Source organism: Janthinobacterium sp. NKUCC06_STL (assembly GCF_019345455.1).
Classification (GTDB): domain Bacteria; phylum Pseudomonadota; class Gammaproteobacteria; order Burkholderiales; family Burkholderiaceae_D; genus Janthinobacterium; species Janthinobacterium rivuli.
Genome location: NZ_JAHKQY010000002.1, coordinates 509,357 through 531,211, shown reverse-complemented (window position 1 = coordinate 531,211; position 21,855 = coordinate 509,357). Strand labels below are relative to the sequence as shown.

At 63.5% G+C, this 21,855-nt stretch carries 27 protein-coding genes; 4 read left to right on the top strand and 23 right to left on the bottom strand.

The window, feature by feature from the left end; all coding sequences use genetic code 11:
• Positions 1–73: 73 nt before the first annotated feature.
• The 14 genes from KO539_RS11360 to KO539_RS11295 form a co-directional block, all read right to left on the bottom strand.
• Positions 74–676, bottom strand: coding sequence for a hypothetical protein (locus KO539_RS11360; protein ID WP_219309300.1), 603 nt, complete (start codon positions 674–676; stop codon positions 74–76).
• A gap of 9 nt (positions 677–685) precedes the next feature.
• Positions 686–1,180 carry an N-acetyltransferase gene (locus KO539_RS11355; protein ID WP_219309298.1) on the bottom strand — a complete coding sequence of 165 codons (495 nt, stop codon included), beginning with the start codon at positions 1,178–1,180 and terminating at the stop codon, positions 686–688.
• A 104-nt stretch (positions 1,181–1,284) separates the two neighbouring features.
• Entirely contained in the window at positions 1,285–1,650 is a 366-nt protein-coding gene (locus tag KO539_RS11350; RefSeq protein WP_176389072.1) for a hypothetical protein, read from the bottom strand.
• Positions 1,651–1,675: 25 nt separating this feature from the next.
• Entirely contained in the window at positions 1,676–2,479 is an 804-nt protein-coding gene (gene phnE / locus KO539_RS11345; RefSeq protein WP_225241351.1) for a phosphonate ABC transporter, permease protein PhnE, read from the bottom strand.
• The gene (locus tag KO539_RS11340; RefSeq protein ID WP_219309296.1) at positions 2,476–3,288 is read right to left on the bottom strand and encodes an ABC transporter permease; all 813 of its coding nucleotides are present in this window, start codon (positions 3,286–3,288) and stop codon (positions 2,476–2,478) included. The genes phnE and KO539_RS11340 overlap by 4 nt, the downstream gene beginning before the upstream one ends.
• Before the next feature lie 17 nt (positions 3,289–3,305).
• Complete coding sequence (locus KO539_RS11335; protein WP_219309294.1) at positions 3,306–4,118, bottom strand: phosphonate ABC transporter ATP-binding protein; 813 nt, start codon at positions 4,116–4,118, stop codon at positions 3,306–3,308.
• Positions 4,119–4,248: 130 nt separating this feature from the next.
• Complete coding sequence (locus KO539_RS11330; protein ID WP_099377113.1) at positions 4,249–5,115, bottom strand: putative selenate ABC transporter substrate-binding protein; 867 nt, start codon at positions 5,113–5,115, stop codon at positions 4,249–4,251.
• Positions 5,116–5,141: 26 nt separating this feature from the next.
• Positions 5,142–6,206: a selenide, water dikinase SelD gene (gene selD / locus KO539_RS11325; RefSeq protein WP_219309292.1), complete on the bottom strand. Its 1,065-nt coding sequence runs from the start codon at positions 6,204–6,206 to the stop codon at positions 5,142–5,144.
• 45 nt (positions 6,207–6,251) lie between these two features.
• Complete coding sequence (gene mnmH, locus KO539_RS11320) at positions 6,252–7,343, bottom strand: tRNA 2-selenouridine(34) synthase MnmH (protein WP_219309290.1); 1,092 nt, start codon at positions 7,341–7,343, stop codon at positions 6,252–6,254.
• A gap of 90 nt (positions 7,344–7,433) precedes the next feature.
• On the bottom strand, positions 7,434–8,246 hold the full coding sequence (locus KO539_RS11315; protein ID WP_219309288.1) for a hypothetical protein: 813 nt from the start codon (positions 8,244–8,246) through the stop codon (positions 7,434–7,436).
• The gene (locus tag KO539_RS11310; RefSeq protein ID WP_072453575.1) at positions 8,243–9,328 is read right to left on the bottom strand and encodes an HBL/NHE enterotoxin family protein; all 1,086 of its coding nucleotides are present in this window, start codon (positions 9,326–9,328) and stop codon (positions 8,243–8,245) included. The genes KO539_RS11315 and KO539_RS11310 overlap by 4 nt, the downstream gene beginning before the upstream one ends.
• 49 nt (positions 9,329–9,377) lie before the next feature.
• Positions 9,378–10,469 (bottom strand): hypothetical protein, encoded by a 1,092-nt coding sequence (locus tag KO539_RS11305; protein ID WP_219309286.1) that lies wholly within the window; start codon positions 10,467–10,469, stop codon positions 9,378–9,380.
• A 94-nt stretch (positions 10,470–10,563) separates the two neighbouring features.
• Complete coding sequence (locus KO539_RS11300; RefSeq protein ID WP_219309284.1) at positions 10,564–11,253, bottom strand: LrgB family protein; 690 nt, start codon at positions 11,251–11,253, stop codon at positions 10,564–10,566.
• Complete coding sequence (locus KO539_RS11295; protein WP_219309282.1) at positions 11,250–11,708, bottom strand: CidA/LrgA family protein; 459 nt, start codon at positions 11,706–11,708, stop codon at positions 11,250–11,252. The genes KO539_RS11300 and KO539_RS11295 overlap by 4 nt, the downstream gene beginning before the upstream one ends.
• 103 nt (positions 11,709–11,811) lie before the next feature.
• On the opposite strand from KO539_RS11295, the gene KO539_RS11290 reads away from it, so the two are divergent.
• From KO539_RS11290 to KO539_RS11275, 4 genes are all read left to right on the top strand, one after another.
• A complete protein-coding gene (locus tag KO539_RS11290) occupies positions 11,812–12,720 on the top strand; it encodes a LysR family transcriptional regulator (RefSeq protein ID WP_219309281.1) in 909 nt (302 codons plus the stop codon).
• Between the two features lie 49 nt (positions 12,721–12,769).
• On the top strand, positions 12,770–13,564 hold the full coding sequence (locus KO539_RS11285) for a glutaminyl-peptide cyclotransferase (RefSeq protein WP_235211669.1): 795 nt from the start codon (positions 12,770–12,772) through the stop codon (positions 13,562–13,564).
• Positions 13,565–13,645: 81 nt separating this feature from the next.
• Complete coding sequence (locus tag KO539_RS11280; protein WP_051958565.1) at positions 13,646–14,500, top strand: hypothetical protein; 855 nt, start codon at positions 13,646–13,648, stop codon at positions 14,498–14,500.
• Positions 14,497–15,144: a hypothetical protein gene (locus tag KO539_RS11275; protein ID WP_219309279.1), complete on the top strand. Its 648-nt coding sequence runs from the start codon at positions 14,497–14,499 to the stop codon at positions 15,142–15,144. Before KO539_RS11280 ends, KO539_RS11275 begins: the two co-directional genes overlap by 4 nt.
• Positions 15,145–15,220: 76 nt before the next feature.
• On the opposite strand, the gene KO539_RS11270 is transcribed toward KO539_RS11275, so the two are convergent.
• The 9 genes from KO539_RS11270 to KO539_RS11230 all read right to left on the bottom strand — a co-directional run bounded on the left by KO539_RS11270 (position 15,221) and on the right by KO539_RS11230 (position 21,813).
• On the bottom strand, positions 15,221–15,469 hold the full coding sequence (locus KO539_RS11270; RefSeq protein ID WP_010398340.1) for a DUF3297 family protein: 249 nt from the start codon (positions 15,467–15,469) through the stop codon (positions 15,221–15,223).
• A gap of 54 nt (positions 15,470–15,523) precedes the next feature.
• Positions 15,524–16,330: an OBAP family protein gene (locus KO539_RS11265; protein WP_219309277.1), complete on the bottom strand. Its 807-nt coding sequence runs from the start codon at positions 16,328–16,330 to the stop codon at positions 15,524–15,526.
• A gap of 33 nt (positions 16,331–16,363) precedes the next feature.
• On the bottom strand, positions 16,364–16,678 hold the full coding sequence (locus tag KO539_RS11260) for a hypothetical protein (RefSeq protein WP_035818984.1): 315 nt from the start codon (positions 16,676–16,678) through the stop codon (positions 16,364–16,366).
• Between the two features lie 185 nt (positions 16,679–16,863).
• Positions 16,864–18,636 carry an ABC transporter ATP-binding protein gene (locus KO539_RS11255; RefSeq protein ID WP_219309275.1) on the bottom strand — a complete coding sequence of 591 codons (1,773 nt, stop codon included), beginning with the start codon at positions 18,634–18,636 and terminating at the stop codon, positions 16,864–16,866.
• Positions 18,633–19,187, bottom strand: coding sequence for a redoxin domain-containing protein (locus KO539_RS11250; protein ID WP_219309273.1), 555 nt, complete (start codon positions 19,185–19,187; stop codon positions 18,633–18,635). The genes KO539_RS11255 and KO539_RS11250 overlap by 4 nt, the downstream gene beginning before the upstream one ends.
• A complete protein-coding gene (locus KO539_RS11245; protein ID WP_219309271.1) occupies positions 19,187–19,702 on the bottom strand; it encodes a MauE/DoxX family redox-associated membrane protein in 516 nt (171 codons plus the stop codon). Before KO539_RS11245 ends, KO539_RS11250 begins: the two co-directional genes overlap by 1 nt.
• On the bottom strand, positions 19,696–20,562 hold the full coding sequence (locus tag KO539_RS11240; protein WP_219309269.1) for a hypothetical protein: 867 nt from the start codon (positions 20,560–20,562) through the stop codon (positions 19,696–19,698). The genes KO539_RS11245 and KO539_RS11240 overlap by 7 nt, the downstream gene beginning before the upstream one ends.
• Complete coding sequence (locus KO539_RS11235; protein ID WP_099401991.1) at positions 20,544–21,557, bottom strand: RimK family alpha-L-glutamate ligase; 1,014 nt, start codon at positions 21,555–21,557, stop codon at positions 20,544–20,546. Before KO539_RS11235 ends, KO539_RS11240 begins: the two co-directional genes overlap by 19 nt.
• A gap of 70 nt (positions 21,558–21,627) precedes the next feature.
• Positions 21,628–21,813, bottom strand: coding sequence for a hypothetical protein (locus KO539_RS11230; RefSeq protein WP_035818970.1), 186 nt, complete (start codon positions 21,811–21,813; stop codon positions 21,628–21,630).
• Positions 21,814–21,855: the final 42 nt, after the last annotated feature.

Sequence of the window (21,855 nt, the reverse complement as noted above, 5' to 3'; positions counted from 1 at the left end):
CAGGTGGTTTTTAAGACAGGATGTCAATCGGGATGAATGGAGTGCCTGAAATTGCCGTTTTCCGGATTCGCCATCAATGATCCGCAGCTTTGATGGCGGTGCCCGAAATGACCAATGCCTCGTGCTCATAGGCGCCCAGATGGCCATAATGACCTTTGGGACTGAGATAAGCGACAATATGCACAAGCGGCTGCTCATAGGCTGAATTGGGCGCCACCAGGCCAACGTCCCGCCATGCAACACTGCCGAAGGAATTTAGCCACCATGGGCCAGCGTCACCAGGGTCAAGCTGGGCCGGCTGGAACATGCTCTTTTCAAAGCCTCGCGACCAGACGCCATCGCGTTCGATGATACGGTAGCCATAGCCTGCCATGATATTGGCGTGTTCGGATGGATGGTCGCGCCAATAGCGTTGACCATTCGTGTAGGCATCACGCATGACGTCTGATTGCGTGAGAATTCCACCGTATGGATGAGTCAAGCCTTGAAAGAACCACTGCGCATATTCGGCTGGCGGCGTGGATGCTTGCTTGTTCGCCGCCTCTGATTGCGCAAACGCATGCGCATATTCAAGAACGATCTGTGGAATATTGTCAGCGTTTGCCTTGCCGGCAAGGGCGGTTATGAATAGCAGGAGTGTTGCAATATATCGTCGCATCGCGTTTCGTCTTTCCATTGTTAATGTCTAGGCAGGCTCCCGCCATTCCATTTTCTGCACCTGGATATGCGGATGGCTTTCCAGCGCTTCCCATTCCGGCAAAAAGACAAAGCCCTGTTTCTGATAAAACGCGGCCGCGCGCGCATTTTCCGGCGCCACGTCGAGCACCAGGCGAGGATGGCCATTGTTCACGGCGCATTGTTTCACGGCGTCGACCAGGCCCTGCGCCACGGCCAGGCCCCGATATTCGCGATGCACCCACATGGCGATCAGATGGCACTCGCCATTGCCGGCCACCACTTGCGCGGCGAGGCCAATGGGTTTGTCTCCATCAAAGGCGAGGAAAAACGTGCGCTGCGGCGTGCTGACGGCGCGCTGCTGCCAGTCGGCATCGGAAAAACCGGCCGCGCTGGCGTGGCTGGCGCCAAAGGCCGTGGGGGCGTCGAGCAGGGCGGCCAGGCGCGCAGCTTTCAGGGCGGGCCAGTCGCTGGCGGTGGTGGGACGGATGAGAATATTGTTCAAATCTTCAGGATTCCTCAGGCGACAAGCTCAGTCATAGCTGTCATTGGCAATATTAACAGCATCGCTGCCGTGCCGGCTCCCTGATCGTATTTATCGAGTGCAACTCAGGACTGGTCCCACACTTCGATGGTCAGCAGTTGACCGGGTTCACATGCGGCAATGCGGTTCTGGTGCACGGTAATGCAGCCGGGCCAGCCCGTCAGCTGGCCTTGCGGAAATTCGCCATCCTGCGCTTCGGCGATGCCCGCCTGCAGCAGAGGCACGACGACGTTCGCCAGCGCCGTGTAGCGGTTGGGAAAGCCGTTGAAGGCCAGCTGGGTCGCCTTGCCTTGCTGGCATAGTTGCGCGATCCAGTCCGCACCGAACAGGCCCGCTTCCCACGTGGCGAGAAAAGCTTCCTTGTTGACTTTCGTCATATCGGCCATTTGCTCCGGCGTTTCTGTCGAGATAATGGTCCACCAGCCTGACATGGGTTGTCCTTGTGAAAAGTGAAAGTTAACGGGTCATGGCGCGGCGCAGCAGGTAGCTGAGGCCGTCGACGGTGGCCACCATCAGCAGCATGGCGACGATGACTGTAGCGGCGTTCTGCATCTGGAACAGCGACAGATGGTATTTCAGCATCTGCCCCAGGCCGCCCGCACCGACGACGCCGAGGATGGCGGCGGCGCGGATATTGTTTTCCCAGCGGTACAAAGTGTAGGACATCATCTGCGGACTGCATTGCGGCAAGGTCGCGTACAGAAATGCCACGGCGGGCCGCGCGCCGTTGATGCGCAAGGTGGCGGCCGGCAAGGGTGGGCAGTTTTCGAAGGCATCGGCAAACAGACGGCCCAGCACGCCTACCGTGTGCAGGGCCAGCGCCAGGGTGCCCGCGAACGGGCCCAGGCCGGCGGCGATCAGCAAAATCGAAGCCCACACCAGTTCCGGGACCGAACGCAGCACGTTGAGCACCGCGCGCGTGGCGTTGCGCGCCAAGGAACCAAAGCGGCCGCTGGCGGGCAGGGCCAGCAGCGCACCCAGGAGAGCGGCGATGACCGTGCCGATGGCCGACATGGCCAGGGTTTCAAACGTGGCGATGCCGACTTTCATCAGGAAGGGGCTGGCCAGCTCGGGCGGGGCGAAGCCGTGCAGGAAGTCGGCGCTCGTGCGCACGGCGTCGGCGCTGAAGAATTCGCCCCATTTCAGGGGCAGGGTGGCGAAGCTGGCGATGACCAGCAGCAGCAAACCGGCCAGCAAGACCCAGGTCGACCAGCGCACGGGTGCAGGCGCGGGCATCGCGGCGAAATTCGGATGCTTCATGCCAGCCTCCGGCGCAGCATGGCGGACACGGCATCGGCGCCCGCCACCAGTAGCACGAACACCATCAGCATGGTGGCCAGTTCGCTGCCCGCCATCATTTTCATCGATTCATCCATGCGCTGGCCCAGGCCGCCCGCGCCGACAAAGCCCATGACGACGGAGCCGCGGATCGCGCATTCCCAGCGGTAAATCGTGTATGACACCAGTTCGGCGGCCGATTCGGGCAAGGCGCCGTACAGCAAGGCTTTCAGGCGGCCGCTGCCATTGTGGAGCAGGGCGTTGCAGGCGGCCGCATCCGACGATTCGAGGATTTCCGCGTAGACCTTGCCCAGCATGCCGCAATAGGTGAGGGCAATGGCGATCACGCCGGCCGTCGGCCCCAGGCCGACGATGCGCACTAATAATAAAGCCCAGACCAGTTCCGGCACGCTGCGCAGCAGCACCAGCAGCGCACGCACGCAATGGCGCACGCTGGCGGCCAGCGGCGACACTCGGCCTGAGCCGATGCGCGAGATCGACAGGCGCTCCGTCACCAGCAGGGTCAATGGAATGGCCCCCAGCATGGCCAGCGCCATGCCGGCCGTGGCCATGGCGATGGTTTCCCAGCTGGACACAGCCACCAGTTGCAAAAATTCCAGCGAGTGGGCGGGCGGCACGAAGCTGGCGATGAATTGCCAGGTGGCCGCCAGGCTTTGCGCATCCCATAAAATCCACGGCTTGAACTCGGCCTGCACCAGCATCGGCCACAGCACGAGCAGCGCCACGGCCGTGATGGTCAGGCGGCCGCGCCAGGCAGGGTCCCGCGGCATGGCGTGGTTGGCACTCTTCAGCAAAGGGGCCTCGCGGCGTCCAGGTTCGTTTCCACAGCCTCGAACTGCGGTGCCGGATCGGCCTTGTTGCGGTACAGCTCGGCGATCATGGCGTCGCTGACCTCGCTGCTGGGCGCATCGAACACGATCTTGCCATCGCGCAGGGCGACGATGCGCGTAAAGCAGGCGCGGCCGATTTCCACCTGGTGCAGGCTGCAGATCAGGGTGGCGTTGCGCGCCGTCGCTTCCGCCTGCAGCACATGGATCGTCTGCAAGGCCAGTGTGGGGTCGAGCGCGGACAAGGGTTCGTCGACGAGGAACACTTGCGCATCCGACACGAGTGCGCGGGCCATGCCGCAGCGCTGGCGTTCGCCGCCGGACAGGCGGTCGACTCTTGCATACAGTTTGTCCTGCAAGTTGAATTTACCTAAAGCTTCCCACGCGGCGCGCGGGTCGACGGGCGCCAGCAGCGAGCGCATCGCCGTCCATAAACTCCATTGCGGCAAGCGGCCCGCCAGCACGGCGTTGACGACACGCTGGCGCGGCGGCAGCGGCGGCGTTTGCGGTGCCAGGAACAAGCGCGCGCGCAAGCGGTGGCGTTCGGCGCTGCCGATCTGCCACGGTGAAGTGCCCAGGATGTTCAATGTGCCCGATTCCGGACGTAGCGCGCAGGCCAAGGTGTGCAGCAAGCTGGTCTTGCCGGCGCCGGAGGGGCCGATCAGGGCGATCTGTTCACCTTGGGCCACGTCCAGGCTCAGCTCGCGCAGGGCCAGCGCATTGCCGGCGGCGCCCGCGTGGTGGACGGAGACCTTGTGAAGTTGGAATGTCATGCGATGTTTCGGTTTTTTTGGGGCGGTGTCGGATTACGCGGCTGCGCCGCTAATCCGACCTACGCCATACAACGGACAGCGTAGGTCGGATTAGTCCGCAGGACGTAATCCGACAGGTTCGGCAATAAAGTTACTTCAACAACTTCGCATCGCGCGCAGCCGCTTCGATATCCTTGTAGTTCTCGGCCTTGGTCGGGATGAACTTGGTGGCGCGCTGCAGTTCGAGGATTTCCTTGCCTTCGGCCGTCGATGGATCGAGCGCCAGGAAGGCGTCCGTCAGCTTCTTGCGCACGACGGGGTTCATGTCGGCGCGCACGCTCCAGTTGTAATCGTAGTAGCCCGGTGTCGTGTAGAACACGCGCACCTTGCTTGGATCGACTTTTTTCGCTTCGACCAGCTTTTCCCATACGGAAATGTTCAAGGTACCCGCATCGACCTTGCCGCCGGCCACTGCCGCCACGGTGGCGTCATGCGCGCCCGAGAACGCGATACGCTTCATGTCCGTGTCCGGATTGATCTTGGCGGCCAGCAAGTAGTAACGCGGCATCAAGTGACCGGAGGTCGACGATTCCGAACCGAACGTGAAATTCTTGCCTTTCAGGTCCGACAATTGATTGATGTCCTTGCTGGTGGTCACGAACACCGAGCGGAACTTCGTGTCTTCCTCGCGCTGCACCAGCGGCACGATCTTGCCGCCGCTGCGCACGTTCGCTTGCACGAAAGTAAAACCGCCGAACCAGACCATGTCGAGCTTGTTGTTGATCAAGCCTTCCACGGAGGCCGCGTAATCGGTGACAGGCGTAAATTCCACCTTCATGCCCAGCTTTTTCTCCAGGTAGCTGCCCAGCGGCTTGAATTTGCGCTGCAACTCCGTCGGCGCTTCGTCGGGAATGGCGGACACGCGCAACACTTGCTGCGCTTGCGCCAGGCCGCTGTGGATGGCCAGGGTGGCGGCAACGGTGGCCAGGATGGCGGGGAATTTTGAGAATGTGGTCATGGGACTACCTTTAAAAAAATTGTTCATTAATATACGGAAACCCCGGTCGTGCCTTCCAGCATCTCGCCGATAACGACGGCGTCGGCAAAACCTTCGGCGCGGAAAATCGCCAGCACTTGCTCGACGGCTTCCGGCGCGCAGGCCACCAGCAGGGGGCCGGCCGTTTGCGGGTCCGTCAAAATCGCCTTGTCGATGGCGCTCAGGCTGTCGGCCAGCGCCACTTGCGCGCCGTAGCCTTGCCAGTTCCGGCCGGAGGCGCCCGTGATGTTGCCGTTGTGCGCCAGTTGCTGCACTTGCGGCAGCAGCGGCACATCATTCATGGCGATGCGCGCCTGCAACTTGGCGCCGCGCGCCAGTTCCAGGGTGTGGCCCAGCAAGCCGAAGCCCGTCACGTCCGTCAGCGCATGCACGCCGTCGAGCAGGGCCAGTTTCTTGCCCGGGGTATTCAATTTGGTGGTGTTGGCTATCAAGGAGGCATAGCCATCCGCGTCGAGCGCGTTTTTCTTCAGCGCGGCCGACAAGATGCCCACGCCGATCGGCTTGCCCAATACCAGCTTGTCGCCGGCGCGCGCGCCCGCATTGCGTTTCACTTGCGACGGGTGCACGAGGCCCAGCACGACGAGGCCATAGATCGGCTCGACGGAATCGATGGTGTGGCCGCCCGCGATGGGGATGCCGGCCTGGGCGCAGATGGTTTCGCCGCCTTTTAATATGAGGCCGATGGTTTCCACGGGCAGCTTGTTGATCGGCATGCCGACCAGGGCCAGCGCCATGATGGGCGTGCCGCCCATGGCGTACACGTCGGAAATGGCGTTGGTGGCGGCGATGCGGCCAAAGTCGAACGGATCATCAACGATGGGCATGAAGAAGTCCGTCGTGGCGATCAGCGCCTGCTCGTCGTTGAGCTGGTAGACGGCCGCGTCGTCCGAGGTTTCTATTCCGACCAGTAATTCCTTCGGCAGGGGAAAGCCGCCGCTGCCCTTTAAAATATCGGCCAGCACGCCCGGCGCAATTTTGCAGCCGCAGCCGCCGCCATGGGAAAATTCGGTCAATCGGATCGGTGTATCGGATGTTGCTGCGCTATCGGACATGGTCTTCATCCTGCTGAAATAAGTAATTAAGTGGCAAGCCAGGCATCATGCGGCGCTGGCGGTACGGTGTTCGCCGACGATAGCACATAATGCGCGCGCGGCTTGCTCAAAGGCATGTTCTGAAATATCGGGCAAGACCAGTGGCGTCGCCTGGGCGTAGCGGCTGAAGTTGCGGGCAATCGATTGCCGGTAAACGGGGTCGTAATGCTGTACCAGCAGTTCTTCCACCAGCTCGGCCATCCGGCCAGACGTGGCCAGCTGCTGCCAGTGGGCGATTTTCTCCTTGCCATGCAGCTGCGTCAGCAGGGCCAGCTGCACGTTCAGGCGCGCCGGGTCGCCGACGAAATGGTCATAGTCCTGCATCAGCAATTGCACGCGCTGGTCTGTTGCCAGCCGGACGTCCGTACAAGCGGCCGCGCGCATCTTTTCCATCAGCGCATCGGGCACGCGCAAACGGCCCACTTTCTTGCTTTCCGATTCGATGAAGACGGGCAGTGCCGGGTCGAAAGTGCGCAGTTGCTGCCACAGCGCGCTTTCAAACGCTTTTTGCGATGGCTGGTCTTCCTCGGGCAAGCCGCCCAGCACGGAACCGCGGTGGGCCGCCAATTGCTCCAGGTCGATCACTTGCGCGCCTTGGCTGTCCAGCACTTGCAGCAAGCGGCTCTTGCCGCTGCCCGTGGGACCGCACAGCACGTTGATGAAGTCGAAGGGCTCGGGCAGGGTGGCCAGCTCGGCGTTCACGTGGCGCCGGTAATCCTTGTAGCCGCCCTCGAGCTGCGTGACGGGCCAGCCGATGCGCGCCAGGATGTGCGCCATGGCGCCGCTGCGGTTGCCGCCGCGCCAGCAGTAGACGAGCGGCTTCCAATGCTGCGGCTGACCGAGCAAACCCTCTTCGATATGCCGCGCGATATTTTTCGCCACCAGCGCCGCGCCCAGCTTCTTCGCTTCGAAGGCGCTCGTCTGCTTGTACAAGGTGCCGACACGCACGCGCTGCTCGTCGTCCAGCACGGGCAGGTTGATGGCGCCCGGCAAATGGTCTTCCGCGAACTCGGACGGGCTGCGCACGTCGATGATGGCATCGAACTCGCTCAAGCGGGGCAGGATATCGCTGAAAGGCTGAACTGCGGGGTATTTCATCGTGGCGCGGGTGCTGGCAAGGGGAAAGACGTATTATCCCCGATAAACGCCCGTGCCGTCAGTCCCTGCAAGCAATGGATGCCAGGCGCTTCAAGCGGCATCCGTGCCCAGAGCGGCCAGTTCCGTGCTGGCGGCCGTCGCCATCAAGGCAATGACGACCGCGGCATCGCCCGCGTCCAGGTCGCCGCTGACCTCAAGCAGGTCGCTGACGAGAAAATTGACGGCATTGCGCACGCCTGAAATGCTGCTGGCGAGGCCCTGGCAATCCGTGCCCAGCTGCTGGCACGCCGCCTTCATGCCATTGAAGGCGCCGATCTGGCCATTCAAGCCGCCGATCTGGCCTTGCAGGTCGCTGACATCGGATTTCCATTTCAAGTACAGACCGAGGGCCACGGCCAGGCCGGCCAGGCCGAACGGACCGAGCGCCAGCAGATAGTAATAGCGCTTTTGCGCCGCATCGAGTTCGCTTTGCGCGTCGCCCAGTTGTCCCTGCAAGCTTGTCACCTGGCTTTGCAGGCCCGCTTCGACACCGGCAAGCTGGTTGAAATACCCCATCAATTGCGCCGTTTGCGCCGTCAGCGTGCCGGCCGTGGCGTTGGCTGTGCCTTGCAGCTGCTGTGCCTGCTGCTGCAGGGCCGACATGGCCGCCTTGATATCAGGCAGCGGCGCCTGCGCCGAGAGCATGCTTTGTACTTGCGCCAGTTGCGGCGTTGCCGTCTGGACGAAGGCGGCAACAGCCTGCTGCAGCGCGCGCGTTTGCGCCAGCATGGGTTGAATCAAGGCATTGCATCCTGCCTGGATCTGCTGGGCGGCTGGCGGCAAGCCGCCGAGGGCTGCGATCCGCTGCTGCGCGGCCAGCAGGTTGGCGAGGGTTTGCGTCAGCAGGCCGGCCATGGCGCTCACGCCGCTGCGGCGACGGCCGCTTCGCCCACCGTCTGGCCCTTGGGCGCGACGATGCTGGTAACGCCCGTCATCTGCCCCTTGATGGTGGTGATGTCCGTGGTGACGGCTTGCATTTCCGTGTTGGCGGCCGTCAGGAACAGGGTGCGGATGGTGTCCGTGTTTTGTATGCCTTGCTGCAGATCGCTGATCAGGCTGCCCAAGTCGCTGCTGAGGAATTCCCACGCGTTTTCCATCTGCGTGGCCGATTGCACGGCTGCCTGCACCTGGTTCGACAGGCTGGCATAGCCGCTGCTGATGCCGGTGGCCAGCTTGACTTCGGCTGTCAGCGACGCTTCCTGTCCCAGCAAGGTCGCCTTTTCATCGTTCAGGTTTTTCAGGGTGATGGCCGAGGCCACTTCGCCGCCTATGCCGGCGGCCACGACGGCAACACCGGCCACCACCAGCGGCGTCGACGTGCCTGCCGTGACGAAATCGGCCACGCCCCCGACGACGACCATGAAGGTGCCGCCCACGATGGCCAGGCCGCTCAGCACGGTACCGGCAATGGCGCCGTCGATCTGGCCCTGGATGGTGCCGAGCTGGCTGTTGATGGAGCTGAGCACGCCATTGTCGCCATTCACGGCCGCGTTCAGGTCGCTGACGGTGGTGGAGAACGAGGCGGAATCCGTGGTCAGGTTGTCGTGCAAGGTCTGCAGGGCGCTGACGACGCCGTTCGCGGCCGTCTGGTATTGCTGGGATTGCTGTTGCAGCGCCGTCAGGGTGGCGATCCATTGCGCCTCGGTCGAGCCGGTAGGCAAGGCCGTCAGCACGGCATTGTTGAGCGCATAGTAATTGCCGATATTGGCGATGTTGGCAATGATCGTGGGCTGGATGACATTCAGGTAGGCGGTGGCGTGGGTTTGCGCCTGACCCAGGCCATCGTTGATTTGCGACTGGTATTTCAGCAAATTGGCGTCGCCCGAAAAATCCACGCTGGGCTGTTCGTTGATGCTGTTGGCGTAGGTTTGTATCAGCAGTGCTTGTGAACATTGCGCTTTGTTGGCGGTGCTGATGCCTTGTGCTGCCTGGTTTTGATTCGACATGCGCGGCTCCTCGGATGGATCGTTGTGGGGACAAGCGGTGGCGCACCGTTCAGGACGCGCCTGTCATGGTTTGCTCCAGCGGCGCCAGACTGGCGGCCAGCAGCTGCCACGCCGTGTTGGCGTAATCGAGCTGCCCGCCCAGCGTCTCGGCGTCGGCATTGCTGGCCATGCCGGCGACGGCGTCGGCAAAGGCGGCCAGGCCGGCGCTGACGCCCGTCGCCGGCGGCGCCTGCGGCGACTGGCCCCAGTCCTCGGCCAGCATCTGGGCCGTATCGAGTGCGCTGTTGAACGCGCTGGTGAACTGGCTGTTCTGCACCTGCACCACCTTGGCCACGGCCACCAGCGCATCGGCGTCGGCCAGCTGCTGGTAGGCGCTGGCCAGCAGGGCATTGTTGGCGTTCAGGGCCGCACGGGCCTGCGCCGTTTCGGCCACCCCCTGTTCCGCCGCATCGATGCCTTGCACCACGAAGTCGCCCGATGGCGCGGTCTTTCCATCACCCTGGGCGTCGCTGATGGTGGTCATGGTCTTGACGATCAATTCCGTCACGGCAGCGCCCGTCTTGTTGGCGCCGGCGACGATATCGGCGATATTCGTGTTGATGGCGGCCTTCAGCTGGTCAATGCTGGCCGATGACGCGCTGGCAGCGGCGCCCAGGGCGGCGATGGTGGCTGACAGCGCCGTATTGAAGCCCGCGTTGAGCGGCGCCAGTTCGCCGGCGATGACGCGCATGTCGCCCGACAGCGCCTGGGCTTGCTGGTTGATGTGTCCCGATTGCACCGCCAGTTGCCGGTAGACCTGCGCGATATCGGCGCGCGCGGCGGCATCCTGCGCCGCTTGCGCCAGCCGGGGCCGTTGCAGCTGGTAGGCGGCGTCCCATAGCGCGGCAAAGGCCGTCGCCTGGCTCAGCAGACCGATGTAGGCGGGCAGGATGCGGTCGCCGGCGGTTATCGCCCGGCTCTTCATTTGCGACTGGAACTGGCTGACCTGATAGGCCAGGCCGGCATCGACTTGCGCGTCAAGGTCGAGATTGGCTTGCTGCTCCAGCAGATTGGCGGCCGTCTGCGTGAACAGGAACTGGTCGCTGGCGGAAAAATAGTCGACTTGCAAGGCTTGCGGCCCTGGATTGGATGTGCTTGCCATAGGGTTTCCGGGATGGTGGGCGAACGAAACTCCACCCACTATCGCCCAACCCGCGCTTGCCGCTTTGACCTGCCGCAATCGCGCCGAGGGAACGTTAAGCGAGCAAGCGCCCCAGCAGCGGCGCCAGCAGCACCGTCACGACGCCCGAGAAAATCATCGTCAGGCTAGCCACGGCGCCTTCTTCCGTGCCGACCCGGCGCGCCACGGACAAGCCAAAGCCGTGCGCGGCCGCGCCATAAGGGGCGCCACGGGCGATGCGCATGCGCAAGGGCAGCAGTTTCAGCAGCGGTTTGCCCAGCATCAAGCCGAACAAGCCCGTCATCACCACGAAGATGCCCGTCAGCTGGGCCGAGCCACCCATGTGGCGCGACGCTTCCAGCGCGAACGGCGTCGACACGGACCGCGCCAGCAGGCTGCGCGCCATGTCGCCGTGCACCCCCAGCAAGCGGTCCAGCAGCAGGGTGGCGGCGACCGAGGCGACAATGCCGGCGCAGCTGCCCAGCGACAGGGCCAGCCAGTGTTTGCGGATCAGCTTGCGCTCCTGGAAGATGGGCAGCGCAAACGCGATGGTGGCCGGGCCCAGCAGCCACGGCAGCCAGCGCGTTTCGCCGAAATACGTGGCGAACGGCGTCGAGGTCGCTTGTACGATGACGATCAATATCGCCGAGGTGCAAATGGCGGGCGTGAGCAAAAAGTGCGGATGGCGGCGGTGCAGCGCCTGGTTGGCGTAGAACAGCACCAGGGTCAGCAGCAAAAACAGCAGGGACAAGAGCACGGTGTTCATGCTTGCGCCCTGGCTGTGCGCTGGCGCAGCAACTTTTGCAGGCGCAACTTGCGTTCATAGCGGCAGACCCATTCCACGGTGAACGCCGTGACCAGCATCACGCTGGCAAAGCCCAGGCCGATATTCACGAACAGCATCAAGCCCTGTGACTTCAGCAGCTGCGTAAATTGCACCACGGACACGACCAGCGGAATGAAGAACAGCAGCATGTTGGCCAGCAGCCAGTTCGCGCCCAGTGCGATGGCGGCCGGCCGCACCCAGCCGGCCAGCAACAGGGCCACCAGCACGAACAGGCCCACGACGCCGCCGGAAAACGGCAAGTGCAAGGCGGAAGCGGCCGCATCGGACAGCCACCAGGCGGCGATCAGCACGCCCACTTGCCACACGGTCTGCGCAGGCTGGCGCCAGACGGGGACGGAAAGTGGGGCGGTAGTGGAATAAGGGACGGCTTTCACGGCAGGCTTTCTGGCGGCAGGGGGAAGTTTTCATTGTAGGGATCCCGCATCAAAAGATAAAATGACTTAAACTCATGATTATCATTCGATATTGGAATGCATCATGGATATCCGCTCCTTGCGGTACTTCGTCGAAGTGGTCGAGCAAGCCAGTTTTACGCGCGCGGCCGCCAGGCTGCACGTGACGCAACCCACCGTCAGCAAGATGGTCGCCCAGCTGGAGCAGTCGCTGGACCTGGCCTTGCTCGACCGCGCGGGCAAGCGCTTCACCCTGACGGACGGGGGCCAGGTAGTGCTGGCGCGCGCGCATGAGTTGCTGGCCCTGCACGCGGAATTAAAAGTGGAATTGCGCGACCTGCAACATCTGGAGCGGGGAGAGCTGAGAGTCGGCGTGTCGCCGCAAACCCATTCGACCCTGGCGCCGTGGCTTGCCGAATACCACCAGCGCTATCCCGGCATCGAGCTGAAGATGTATGAAAGCGGCACGCAGGCGATCGAGCGCGACTTGCGCACGGGCACGGTGGAACTGGGCACCATGCTCGACTACCCTGGCAATGCGGCCACCTGGCAGGATTTCGAAGCCTTGCCCCTCGTGCGCTCGCCGCTGTGCCTGCTTGCCGCGCCCGGCTCGCCGTGGCAGGGACGCGCTTCCGTGGCCCTGGCCGAGCTGGCCGACAGTCCCTTCATTTTCTATGGCGCCGCTTTCGCTCTGAACGACATCGTGCTGGACGCCTGCCAGCGGGCCGGCTTCGCGCCGCGCATCACGGGCCGCAGCGGCCAGTGGGACTTCATTGCTTCGCTGGTACAGCTGGGCGTGGGCATCTGCCTGCTGCCGAAGATGTATTGCGACACGCTCGATGCCGCCCAGTTTGACGTGATTCCCCTGGACGGTCCGCCCGTGGAGTGGAATCTGATGCTGGCCTGGCGCCGCGGCGGGCGGCTGTCGTTTGCCGCGCGCGCCTGGCTGGAGCTCGTCAGGACGCGCATGGCGGACGCGGCCCGTTTACAATAGGCGCTCGCCAACCACCGTCAAGAATATGAAGAATATCGGTAAAACAAGTGTGAAACGCACGGCAGGTTCGCTGCTGCTGGGATTGTTGTGCACCGTGGGCCTGATGAGCGAAATGGGCTACGCCCAGGCGGCCATTCCCGTGTATGGCTATTTCGTCAAGAATACCTATCCGCACGACCCCCAGGCGTTCACCCAGGGCTTGCTGTTCAAGGATGGCCACCTGTATGAAAGCACGGGCCAGAACGGCCAGTCCTCCTTGCGCAAGGTGGAATTGGCGACGGGCAAGGTCTTGCAGAAAACCATGCTGGACAAAACAGTGTTTGGCGAAGGCATCACGGACGTGGGCGATGAAATCCTGGGCCTGACCTGGATTTCGCAGACCGGCTATGTCTTCGACTTGAAGACCTTCAAATTGAAACGCAAATTCAGTTACCAGGGCGAAGGCTGGGGCCTGGCCAGCGACAGTCAATTCGTCTACATGAGCGACGGCAGCTCCGCCATCCGCGTGCTCAATCCGAAAACCCTGGCCGAGGTGCGCCGCTTCGAGGTGAAGGCGGAAGGCCGCGCCATCGAGCGCCTGAACGAGCTGGAAATGGTCGACGGGGAATTGTTTGCCAATGTGTGGGGCGCGGACGTGATCGCCCGCATCGACCCGGCCAGCGGCAAGGTTGTCGGCTGGATCGACCTGACGGGCTTGCTGCCGCCCGGGCAGCGGGGCACGGCCAACCCCGACGCCGTGCTCAACGGCATCGCCTGGGATGCACGGGGCAAGCGCTTGTTTGTCACGGGAAAACTGTGGCCCAAGCTGTTCGAGATCGAGCTGATCGAAATCCAGCGCCGCTGATGTTTCCAATTGGGCAGTGTTGCTGGCGAGGAATCGTTTAGAATTCTGATTCTTCGCCCCGTGCGACCTTTACAGGATGCCATGCTGTCCCTCTCTTTATGCCGCCTGGCGGCCTCCGCCAGCTTGCTGGCCGCTGTCCTGCCCGCCGCGCAGGCGCAAACATCCTACGTGCCGGTGATGAAGCAGTACGGCGACTTTGTCGTCACGCGTGACCGCCACGACCCGCTCGTTACCTTGACTTTCCGCCGGCACGGCTACTGGCCCGGCGGCGCACGCGAGGTGGTGGAAGTGCGGCCGATCAAGGCCACGCGCGAAGGCCAGCCCATGCTGCTGGCGTTTACCAAGGGCTATACGGGCCAGGGCACGATATTGATCGGCGTGCAGAATGGCGAGCCGCTGATGCGCCCCATCAGTCCCATGCAGCGCGACAACATGGTGCGCACGGAACGCGACCCCGAATGGGGCGTGCCGCAGCCGGGCAACAGCGAGGTGCTGCTGTTTCCCCGCGACGGACGCGCGCTCGATACGGGCACGGGCGAATTGCTGTGGTTTGACGTGCCAGGCAACGTCAGGGGCGATTATCCGCATGCCATGCTCGTCTCCGTCTCACCCGACGGGCGACGCGGCGCCTATCTGACGAATACGCTGACGAAGGTGGGCATCATCGTTGCCACGCGCGACGACGGCGTGGCCGGTGAGCTGGCCTTACCGCCGGACACCTATCAACGGTGGCTGAAGCCCTTGTCGGACGCCGCTTCCGCGCAGGCGGGCGCCGCCATCAAGGCGCGCCAGGGCCGCACGGATTCGATCCGCATCCGGCGCGAGCTGGAACTGGCCTGGTTCGGCCAGCAATTTCAATGGAAACAAGGCAAGAACGGCTTGCAAGTGACGGGGCTGGGCCTCATTTCCGCGCCGCCGGAAGGAAAACAGCCATGACAATATGTAAACTGATCGCCGGCTGCTTCGCCGCCTCCTTGCTGGCCGGCTGCGTGCACGGCGAAACGTTCCCCAAGGATTATCTGGCGCAAGATATCGACAAGCAACAAGCGTTGCTGAAACTGGACGTGGTCTTCGGCAAAGAGCCCGATGACAAGCTGACGTCGCGCGTGACGGCGCGCAATACCGTGGAATACGCGGGTGCACCGCATATCGTCGTGCCGTTTTACCAGAAGGGACTTGGCTTCGACCAGGGGTTTGCCGGCACCTATATCTTTGGCGTCGTGTATCCCGTTGCCAAGGTCGAAACGGCCACGGCCAGCAGCCGCGTCTTCGGGCAGAAACTTGAGGGTCAGCAACAGGGCAGCCCCCGCTACCGTTTCCGCGTACCAGGCAAGGCGCAGTGGAACAGCAATGAAACCTTCATGCTGAGCTTTGAGCGCAAGGGCCGCCGCGAAGAAATCACTTTCCGCTTCAGCAACGAGCAAAGCTGCTCGACCGCCTTCCTGGCCACTACGCCACTCTATGGCTTCCCCATCAAGGTCGTCGCCACGTTCAAGGAGAACAAAGGTTGCCTGAAAGTGTGCGACAGCCGCGACCAGTGGCCGGGTTTTTGCGCCTTCCAGCCGCCGCCGGCAGCCTGATCGGCCTGCTGGGCAATTCCTGCGGACGTAAAAAAGGCCGATGCAAATCGGCCTCGATGACAACGGTAGGTGTTGCTTAGCGGTAGAACGCTTCGACTTTGCCCTTCAGCTTGATCTGCAGCGGACGGCCGCGGCGGTCGAGGGACTTGGTGGAAGCAACCTTGATCCAGCGTTCGCTGATGCAATATTCTTCCACGTCAAGACGCTCCTTGTCGTTGAAGCGGATGCCGACGTCGTTCTCGAACACGGCTGCAACGTGGTAAGGGCTGCTAGGGTCGATCGACAGGCGATCGGGCAATGGGGGTAAGGTGGTGGTATCGTTCATGGGCGTAATTATCGCCCAGAATGCCGATCCAGACAACGGCCTTTCGCGCGCAGCCTATCTGGCCGGGGGCGAAATGGCGGGCGCGGCCGTGTGCGGGGAGGGTGGTGACAGCGATGACGCAGCGTGCTGCGTTCCGCTCGGGTCGGCCAGCTGGATGGTCGTGCCGTGTTGCCAGGCATCGGCGCCGGCAATGATGGCGAGCGCGGCGATGTCGGCCCGCTGGCGGCGTTTTTCGGCGGAATCGATGCGGAAGCGGCGGTCGCGCGCGGCGACCATGGCGGCGTCGGCCTGGCCATCGCTTGTAAAACCCATCATCAGTTGCGGCACGCCCAGCGGCAAGGTCTTGTGCAGATCCGTGTGCCAGGTATGCCAGGTCTTGCCATACGTGGCGACGAGTTTTTGCATCAAGGCCTTTTCGGCCACGGCGGGAATGCCGGGAGCGATCAGCTGGCCTGATTTCACTTCATGCACATGGCTGTGCCACAGCGCTTTTTCCGCCGCCGGCAAGCCCTGGTACAGTCTGGCGCTGACGATGTATTCGACACCCATCAGCTTGGCGTCCTTGACGTTGCCATCGTAGATCACGCACTGGATCAGCTCTTCGTTGACGATGGCGCAATAGTGGTGCGCTTCCATCTGACCGCGCAGATTGCCGTTGTAAAAATGAAAACCGTCAAGATAGGCGTTCAGCGCCGCGACGGGCGGTCGCGCTTGCAATGCGTCGGCGCCAGCATCGAGCACGCGCGTGGAGACTCCGGCCGGCGCGCCGGGCGCCTCCACGTTTGATGCCGTATTCCTGGCGCCGCAGGCGGCAAGGCCCATGCCCAGCCCGGCGCACAGCATGGCCGTCAGTGCTTTCATGTTGAGAAGGCGCCTCTGGCCATGCCACCGGGATCAGGATTTATCGTCATTCTTGTGGCTTTGACGTCCCGCTTCCACATGCTGCTCATGCGTACCGCCGCGCGTGCCGGTGCCGGACCCCGATTGCTGGCCCGACTGTTGGCCCGATTGCTGCGAGCCCGACTGCTTGTCGCCGTCATTCTTGTGGCTTTGGCGGCCTGCCTCGACATGCTGCTCGTGCGTGCCGCCCTGGGTGCCGCCCGACGATTGGCGGGTGCCGGATTGCTTGTCCGACTGCTGGCTGCCCGATTGGCCCGATTGCTGTTTGTCCGATTGGCTGCCGGATTTGTCGTTGCTGTTCGAAGTCATGGTCGTGTCCCCTATGGTTGGTTTGGCTGGTTTGCATGATCATCCGGTCCAGCATGGGCTGCACCGTTGAAACCATTCTCGCTGCCTGCGTCGGGCTTAACCATAGGGACACCACTTGTCACCACGTAGGAAAACTCTGTGGTGGATGACAACCATTTCAATAGTGCATTATTTCGTGGTGCCCTTTACAGGGTTGCCGTACTCTCATGCAACTGCTGGAATTGCGACAGCTGCTGCTGCATCAGCCGCGCATACTGGCCGCCCGCGCGCAGCAGCTCGGCGTGCGTGCCTTGCTGGCAAATCCGGCCTTTGTCCATGACGACGATGCGGTCCGCTTTCACGATGGTGGAAAAGCGGTGGGCGATGATGATCGTGGTGCGGCCTTGCATCAAGGTATCGAGCGCGAGCTGCACCTGCTGTTCGCTGGCGGCGTCGAGCGCACTGGTGGCTTCGTCCAGGATGAGGATTTTCGGCGCGCGCAGGATGGCGCGGGCGATCGCGATGCGCTGCTTCTGTCCGCCCGATAATTGCACGCCCCGTTCGCCCACGAGGGTCTCATAGCCGTCCGGAAAGGCGTCAATAAAATCGTGGGCGTGCGCCAGGCGCGCCGCCGCCTGCATCTCTTCGCGCGTCACGGCGCGGTCCGGTACGGCAAAGGCGATATTGTCCGCGATGCTGCCGGAAAACAGCGCCGGTTCCTGCTCCACCACGGCCATCTGGCGGCGCAGCTGCGCCACGCCCAGCACGCCCGCATCGATGCCGTCGAACTGCAGGCTGCCCCCGTCAAGCTGGTAATGGCCCAGCACCAGGCTGGCGATGGTGGACTTGCCCGCGCCCGAGGCGCCCACCAGGGCGATTTTTTCGCCCGCGCGTATCGACAGGCTGACGCCGTCGAGGGCTGTGACCTGCGTGCGCTCGGGGTACGAAAAGCGCGCGTCGCGCAGCGCGATATGGCCGGCCAGAGGCGGCTGCGGCGCCGCTTCGGGCACGGTGCGGTGGCTGCGCAGGATCTCGAAGATGCGGTCGGTCGAACCCATGGTGCGCATCCACGTGTTCCAGAATTCGCTGATGGAGCCGGCCGTGTCCGTCACCATGCTGGCATAGATGACGAAGGCCGTCAGCTCGCCCACGCTCAGGCGGCCCTGGCCGATCAGGTGGGCGCCGAAGCACAGGGTGGTCAGCAGGGCAACAAAAGCCAGCAAGCCCTGCGCGCCCTGGAACACGGCCAGCAGGCGCGTACCGGCCAGGGACACGTCCAGCAATTGCCGCATGGCTTGCGCGTAGCGGGCCATGGCGCCGCCTTGCTGGTTGAACGCCTGCACCAGCCGGGCATGGGCAAAGTATTCCTGCGCCACCTTGCCGCTGGCGGCCAGGGTGGCGGAAATGGCCCGCGAACGCTGCCGGTAATTGCTGCCTGATAATTTGCCGAGATACAGGCTGATGGGAATGAACAAGGCCAGCGGCAGGCTCAGCATGGGTGACAGCTGTAGCAGCATGGCGATGCCGCCCACAAAGACGCACAGCGAGCGCAGGGCATTGGCCGCGCCGATGGTCAGGCTTTCATGCAGGGCCGATACGTCGGACGTGAGCCGGCTGTTCAGCTCGCCGCCATGGTGCTTGTCGAAGAAGGCGATGGGCTGGTTGATCACCACGTCGAACAGGCGCCGGCGCACGCCCATGACGATCATGTGGCCGCTCGATTGCAGCAAATAGAAGCGCGCGCTCGTGACCAGCGCATACAGCAGGCTGAAGGCCAGCATGGAGGCGACCATGCCCGGCGTGACGCCGCGCCGGGTCAGTTGCGCCACGTTGTCGATGAAATACGCGATGGCCTGCGGAAAGGCCAGCTGCGCGCCCACGGTGAGGACCATGCACAGCAAGCCGGCGGCGACGCGCCAGCGCACGGGATACAGCAGGCGCAGGCGTTCAACATGCGGGCCGAAGTTCAGAAGGCTCATGCGGCGCGCTCCTGTGCCGTATCGCCTGCCAGTTGCTCGACAAGGGCCAGCCAGTCTTCATCGCCGATCAGGCCGGCCGCTTCCACCGTGCCCTCGTGATTGACGAACACATAGGACGGCGAACTCATCAAAGGATTCACGCGCCGGTAGTCGCGCAGCGTGAGCCGCGCCGTGGCCGCCCGCAAGGCCTTGCCGGGCAAAAAGGCGCGCAGCCGGCGGGCCGGCTCTTCGCTGATCAGCCACAGGGCCAGGCCGGCCTCGCGCGCCAGCGGCAGCAGCTGTTCGATGCCGGCCAGCTTTTCCCCGCATTTCGGGCAGCGGCTGGCGAGGAACAGCAGCACGGCCGCCTGGCCGCTGGCGCCCGGCTGGAAATGCGCACCGCCAGCCAGCGGACGGGCTTGCACGGCAGGCAGGGGCTGGCCCGGCACCAGCGCCGTGGGCGCGAGGCGTTCGCGGCGGCTGGCGCGCAGCACGGCCAGGGTCAGCCAGATGTTGCCGGCGAGCGCAAACGCCAGCGCCGCCAGCACCAGTTGCAATGTCGTGGAATCCATCAGCCGGCCTTTGCCAAGGTGGCGATGTCGTGCAGAGAAATCACGGTCACGCAGACGATGGCTGCCAGGCCGGCGGCCAGAATGGAGGTGGCGGCGGGCAAGGATGCCGTCTGCGCGAATGCGAAATAGGCGACGTTAATGGCGACCGCCAGCACGTTGCGCAGCAGGTCGTATTGCGAGACGGGCCGCGCCGCTTCGCCAAAGCAGCTGCAGCGCACCACGCTGTGCGTGAAGTAGCGCCAGGCCAGCACGGCCGTGAGGGTACTGAGCAGCAGTAATGACAGCAGCATGGGCAGCTGCGTGCCGCCCGCCAGCAGCCAGCCGGCCAGCAGCAGTTCCGTTGCCACCAGGGCTGGCGCAGCGAATTGGGCGGCGGCGGGCGGCACGCCGAACGAGGTGGCCAGGTTACCGCGGAAGGCAGCATAACTGCGCAGCTTGCCTACGCTGGCCGCCAGCAGCAGCAAGGCGATGACATGGCGCGCGATATCGGACAAAAAAGGGAGAGCTGTCAGCATTGCGTGCTCCACACCGGCGCGTAGCCGCCCGGACGCTGGCACCGCAGCTGCACGCCGTCGCGCGATGCCAGCAGGGCATCGTTCCACGGCTCGTCGGGCGCGCTGCGCAAGGCGCCACCTATGCTCGCCTGCAATTGCGTCGAGATGGTCCAGCCCAGCCGTTCGGTGTCGGCATCGCGCGCCATGTTCAAGCCCAGCTTGGCCAATTCCTCGCGCGTCAAGGCATAGTTGTGCGAGTGGTAGCCCGTCACCAGTTGCGCGACGATGGCGCGCCGGGCCTCGGGTATGGCATCAGGCAATTGCCAGGCCAGCAATTCCTCGCCGATCTGCGTCAGCTCCAGGGTGGTGCGGTAAAAGGCCGTCAGGGAAGGCGGAAAGATGCTGCCGCACAGCAGGGACAGCGATTGCTGGCGCGCCTCGCTGGCATCCACGCCGAACCACTGCTGCGCCATGTCGCCGAAGACCTTGATGTCCAGGCTGGACATGGAGCCGCCGTCGGCGCCATCGAGCTGCGGGTCGATGGGCGAGAACAGCGCCAGGTCGCCGGCGATGATCTCATCGGCGCCCAGGGTCAGCAGGGTGGCGGCCGACTGGCAGTGGAAGGGCACGACAAAGCTCAGGTGACGGGCATGCTGGCGCAGCAGGATGGCGATGCGCCGCGCCGCGTTGACGATGCCGCCACGGCCGTGCAGCACCACATCGAGGCGCGCCACGGGCCCGATGCCCTGGCACAGCTCGTACAGGGCGGGCAGCAGCTCCATGTCCAGGTGCGAGGCGGCCAGGACGATGGCGCGGCTGTCGCGCGCAAGCTCCAGTTCGCGCAGCCGGAGAGGGATCTGGCTCAGGTCTGGCTGTGGCATACGGCTCCTTCGATCAGGGTTGCGGCCACGCTTTCCAGCATGGTCAAGGCGGGCACCAGTTGTTGCACATACAAAAATTGACCAACAGGGTTGTTTTCCAGGAAAACGTACTCGCCGTCAGGCGTGACGATGAGATCGAGCGCGCCATACTCGAGGCCATAGCTGTGCACGAAAGCGAGGCATCGCTGCTGTATTTCCGCTGGCAAGGTGCATGCTTCATAGCGGATGGGGGCTGACATATCGCGCGAATCGATGGCCGTGCGGGCATCGTCCTGGGAATACAGGCGCGCGGCAAACAGTTGCTTGCCGATCACGGTGATGCGCAGTTCGTATTGCTTGGCGATATATTCCTGGAACTGGCAGCTCAGTTCGCTGACGGCGTCCAGGCTGTCCAGCATGGCATCGTCGACAATGGTGGTGCCGATGCCGGCGCTGACCCTGTCGACGTCCTCGACCGTTTCGGCGGCCAGGCTGGGCGTGGACATGCTCTTGAAAATGATGGGCCCGTTGATTGCCGCGCGGAAAGCGCGCACGTCGTCGGGCACATTGGTAATCACGGTGGCGGGCACGCGAAAGCCCATGCGCGCGGCCCGCGCAAGCTGTTCGCCTTTCCATTGGGCGCCGCGCAGGGCCAGCGGATGGCTGAGCCAGTAGCAATCGAGCCCGTACAGGATGCTGAAGATGGCTTGCTCCGTTTCCAGCTGGGCGTAGGCGCGTTCCTGCAGCGTCAGGTCGGCGCTGGCGTAGGCATAATCGGCCGCCTTGCGCAGCCAGACGGCGCCAACTTGCTGCAGCTCAAGCCAGTCGCCATCGGGCAAGTGGCGCAGGCGCGCGCTGGCGCGGCCGTCCAGCAGGCGCTGGCACAGCTGGTAATCGCGGGGAAAGGCGTCGAGATCGATACGGAAAGGAGCATGGCCGCGCGCGGCGAGGATGGCTTCGACCAGGTCGGCGTGCAGATCGCCGCTATGGCTGATAATCAAAACCTTTTTGTGCATGTCGGGGAGGCCGCGGTAAGGGGGAATCAAAAAAGCCTTGCCGTGGCAAGGCTTTCAGCTGGTGTACGTATCAGCAGAACTCGCCGCCGTCACTCGAACCGATACGCGAATAGCGGTATTGCTCCTCGCTGTCGACCGCCGTGCAGCCGGCTACGGCGACACCGTCGCGTACTTTCCAGGGCGCAGGAAGCGCCGGCTTTTCTTCTTCCTTCTTTTCCGCCAGTTTGAATGCGAACAGTTTGGTTTCTTTATGCATGGGATCCTCTATTAATGGTTGTGTTCCGATTTTTACCGATAA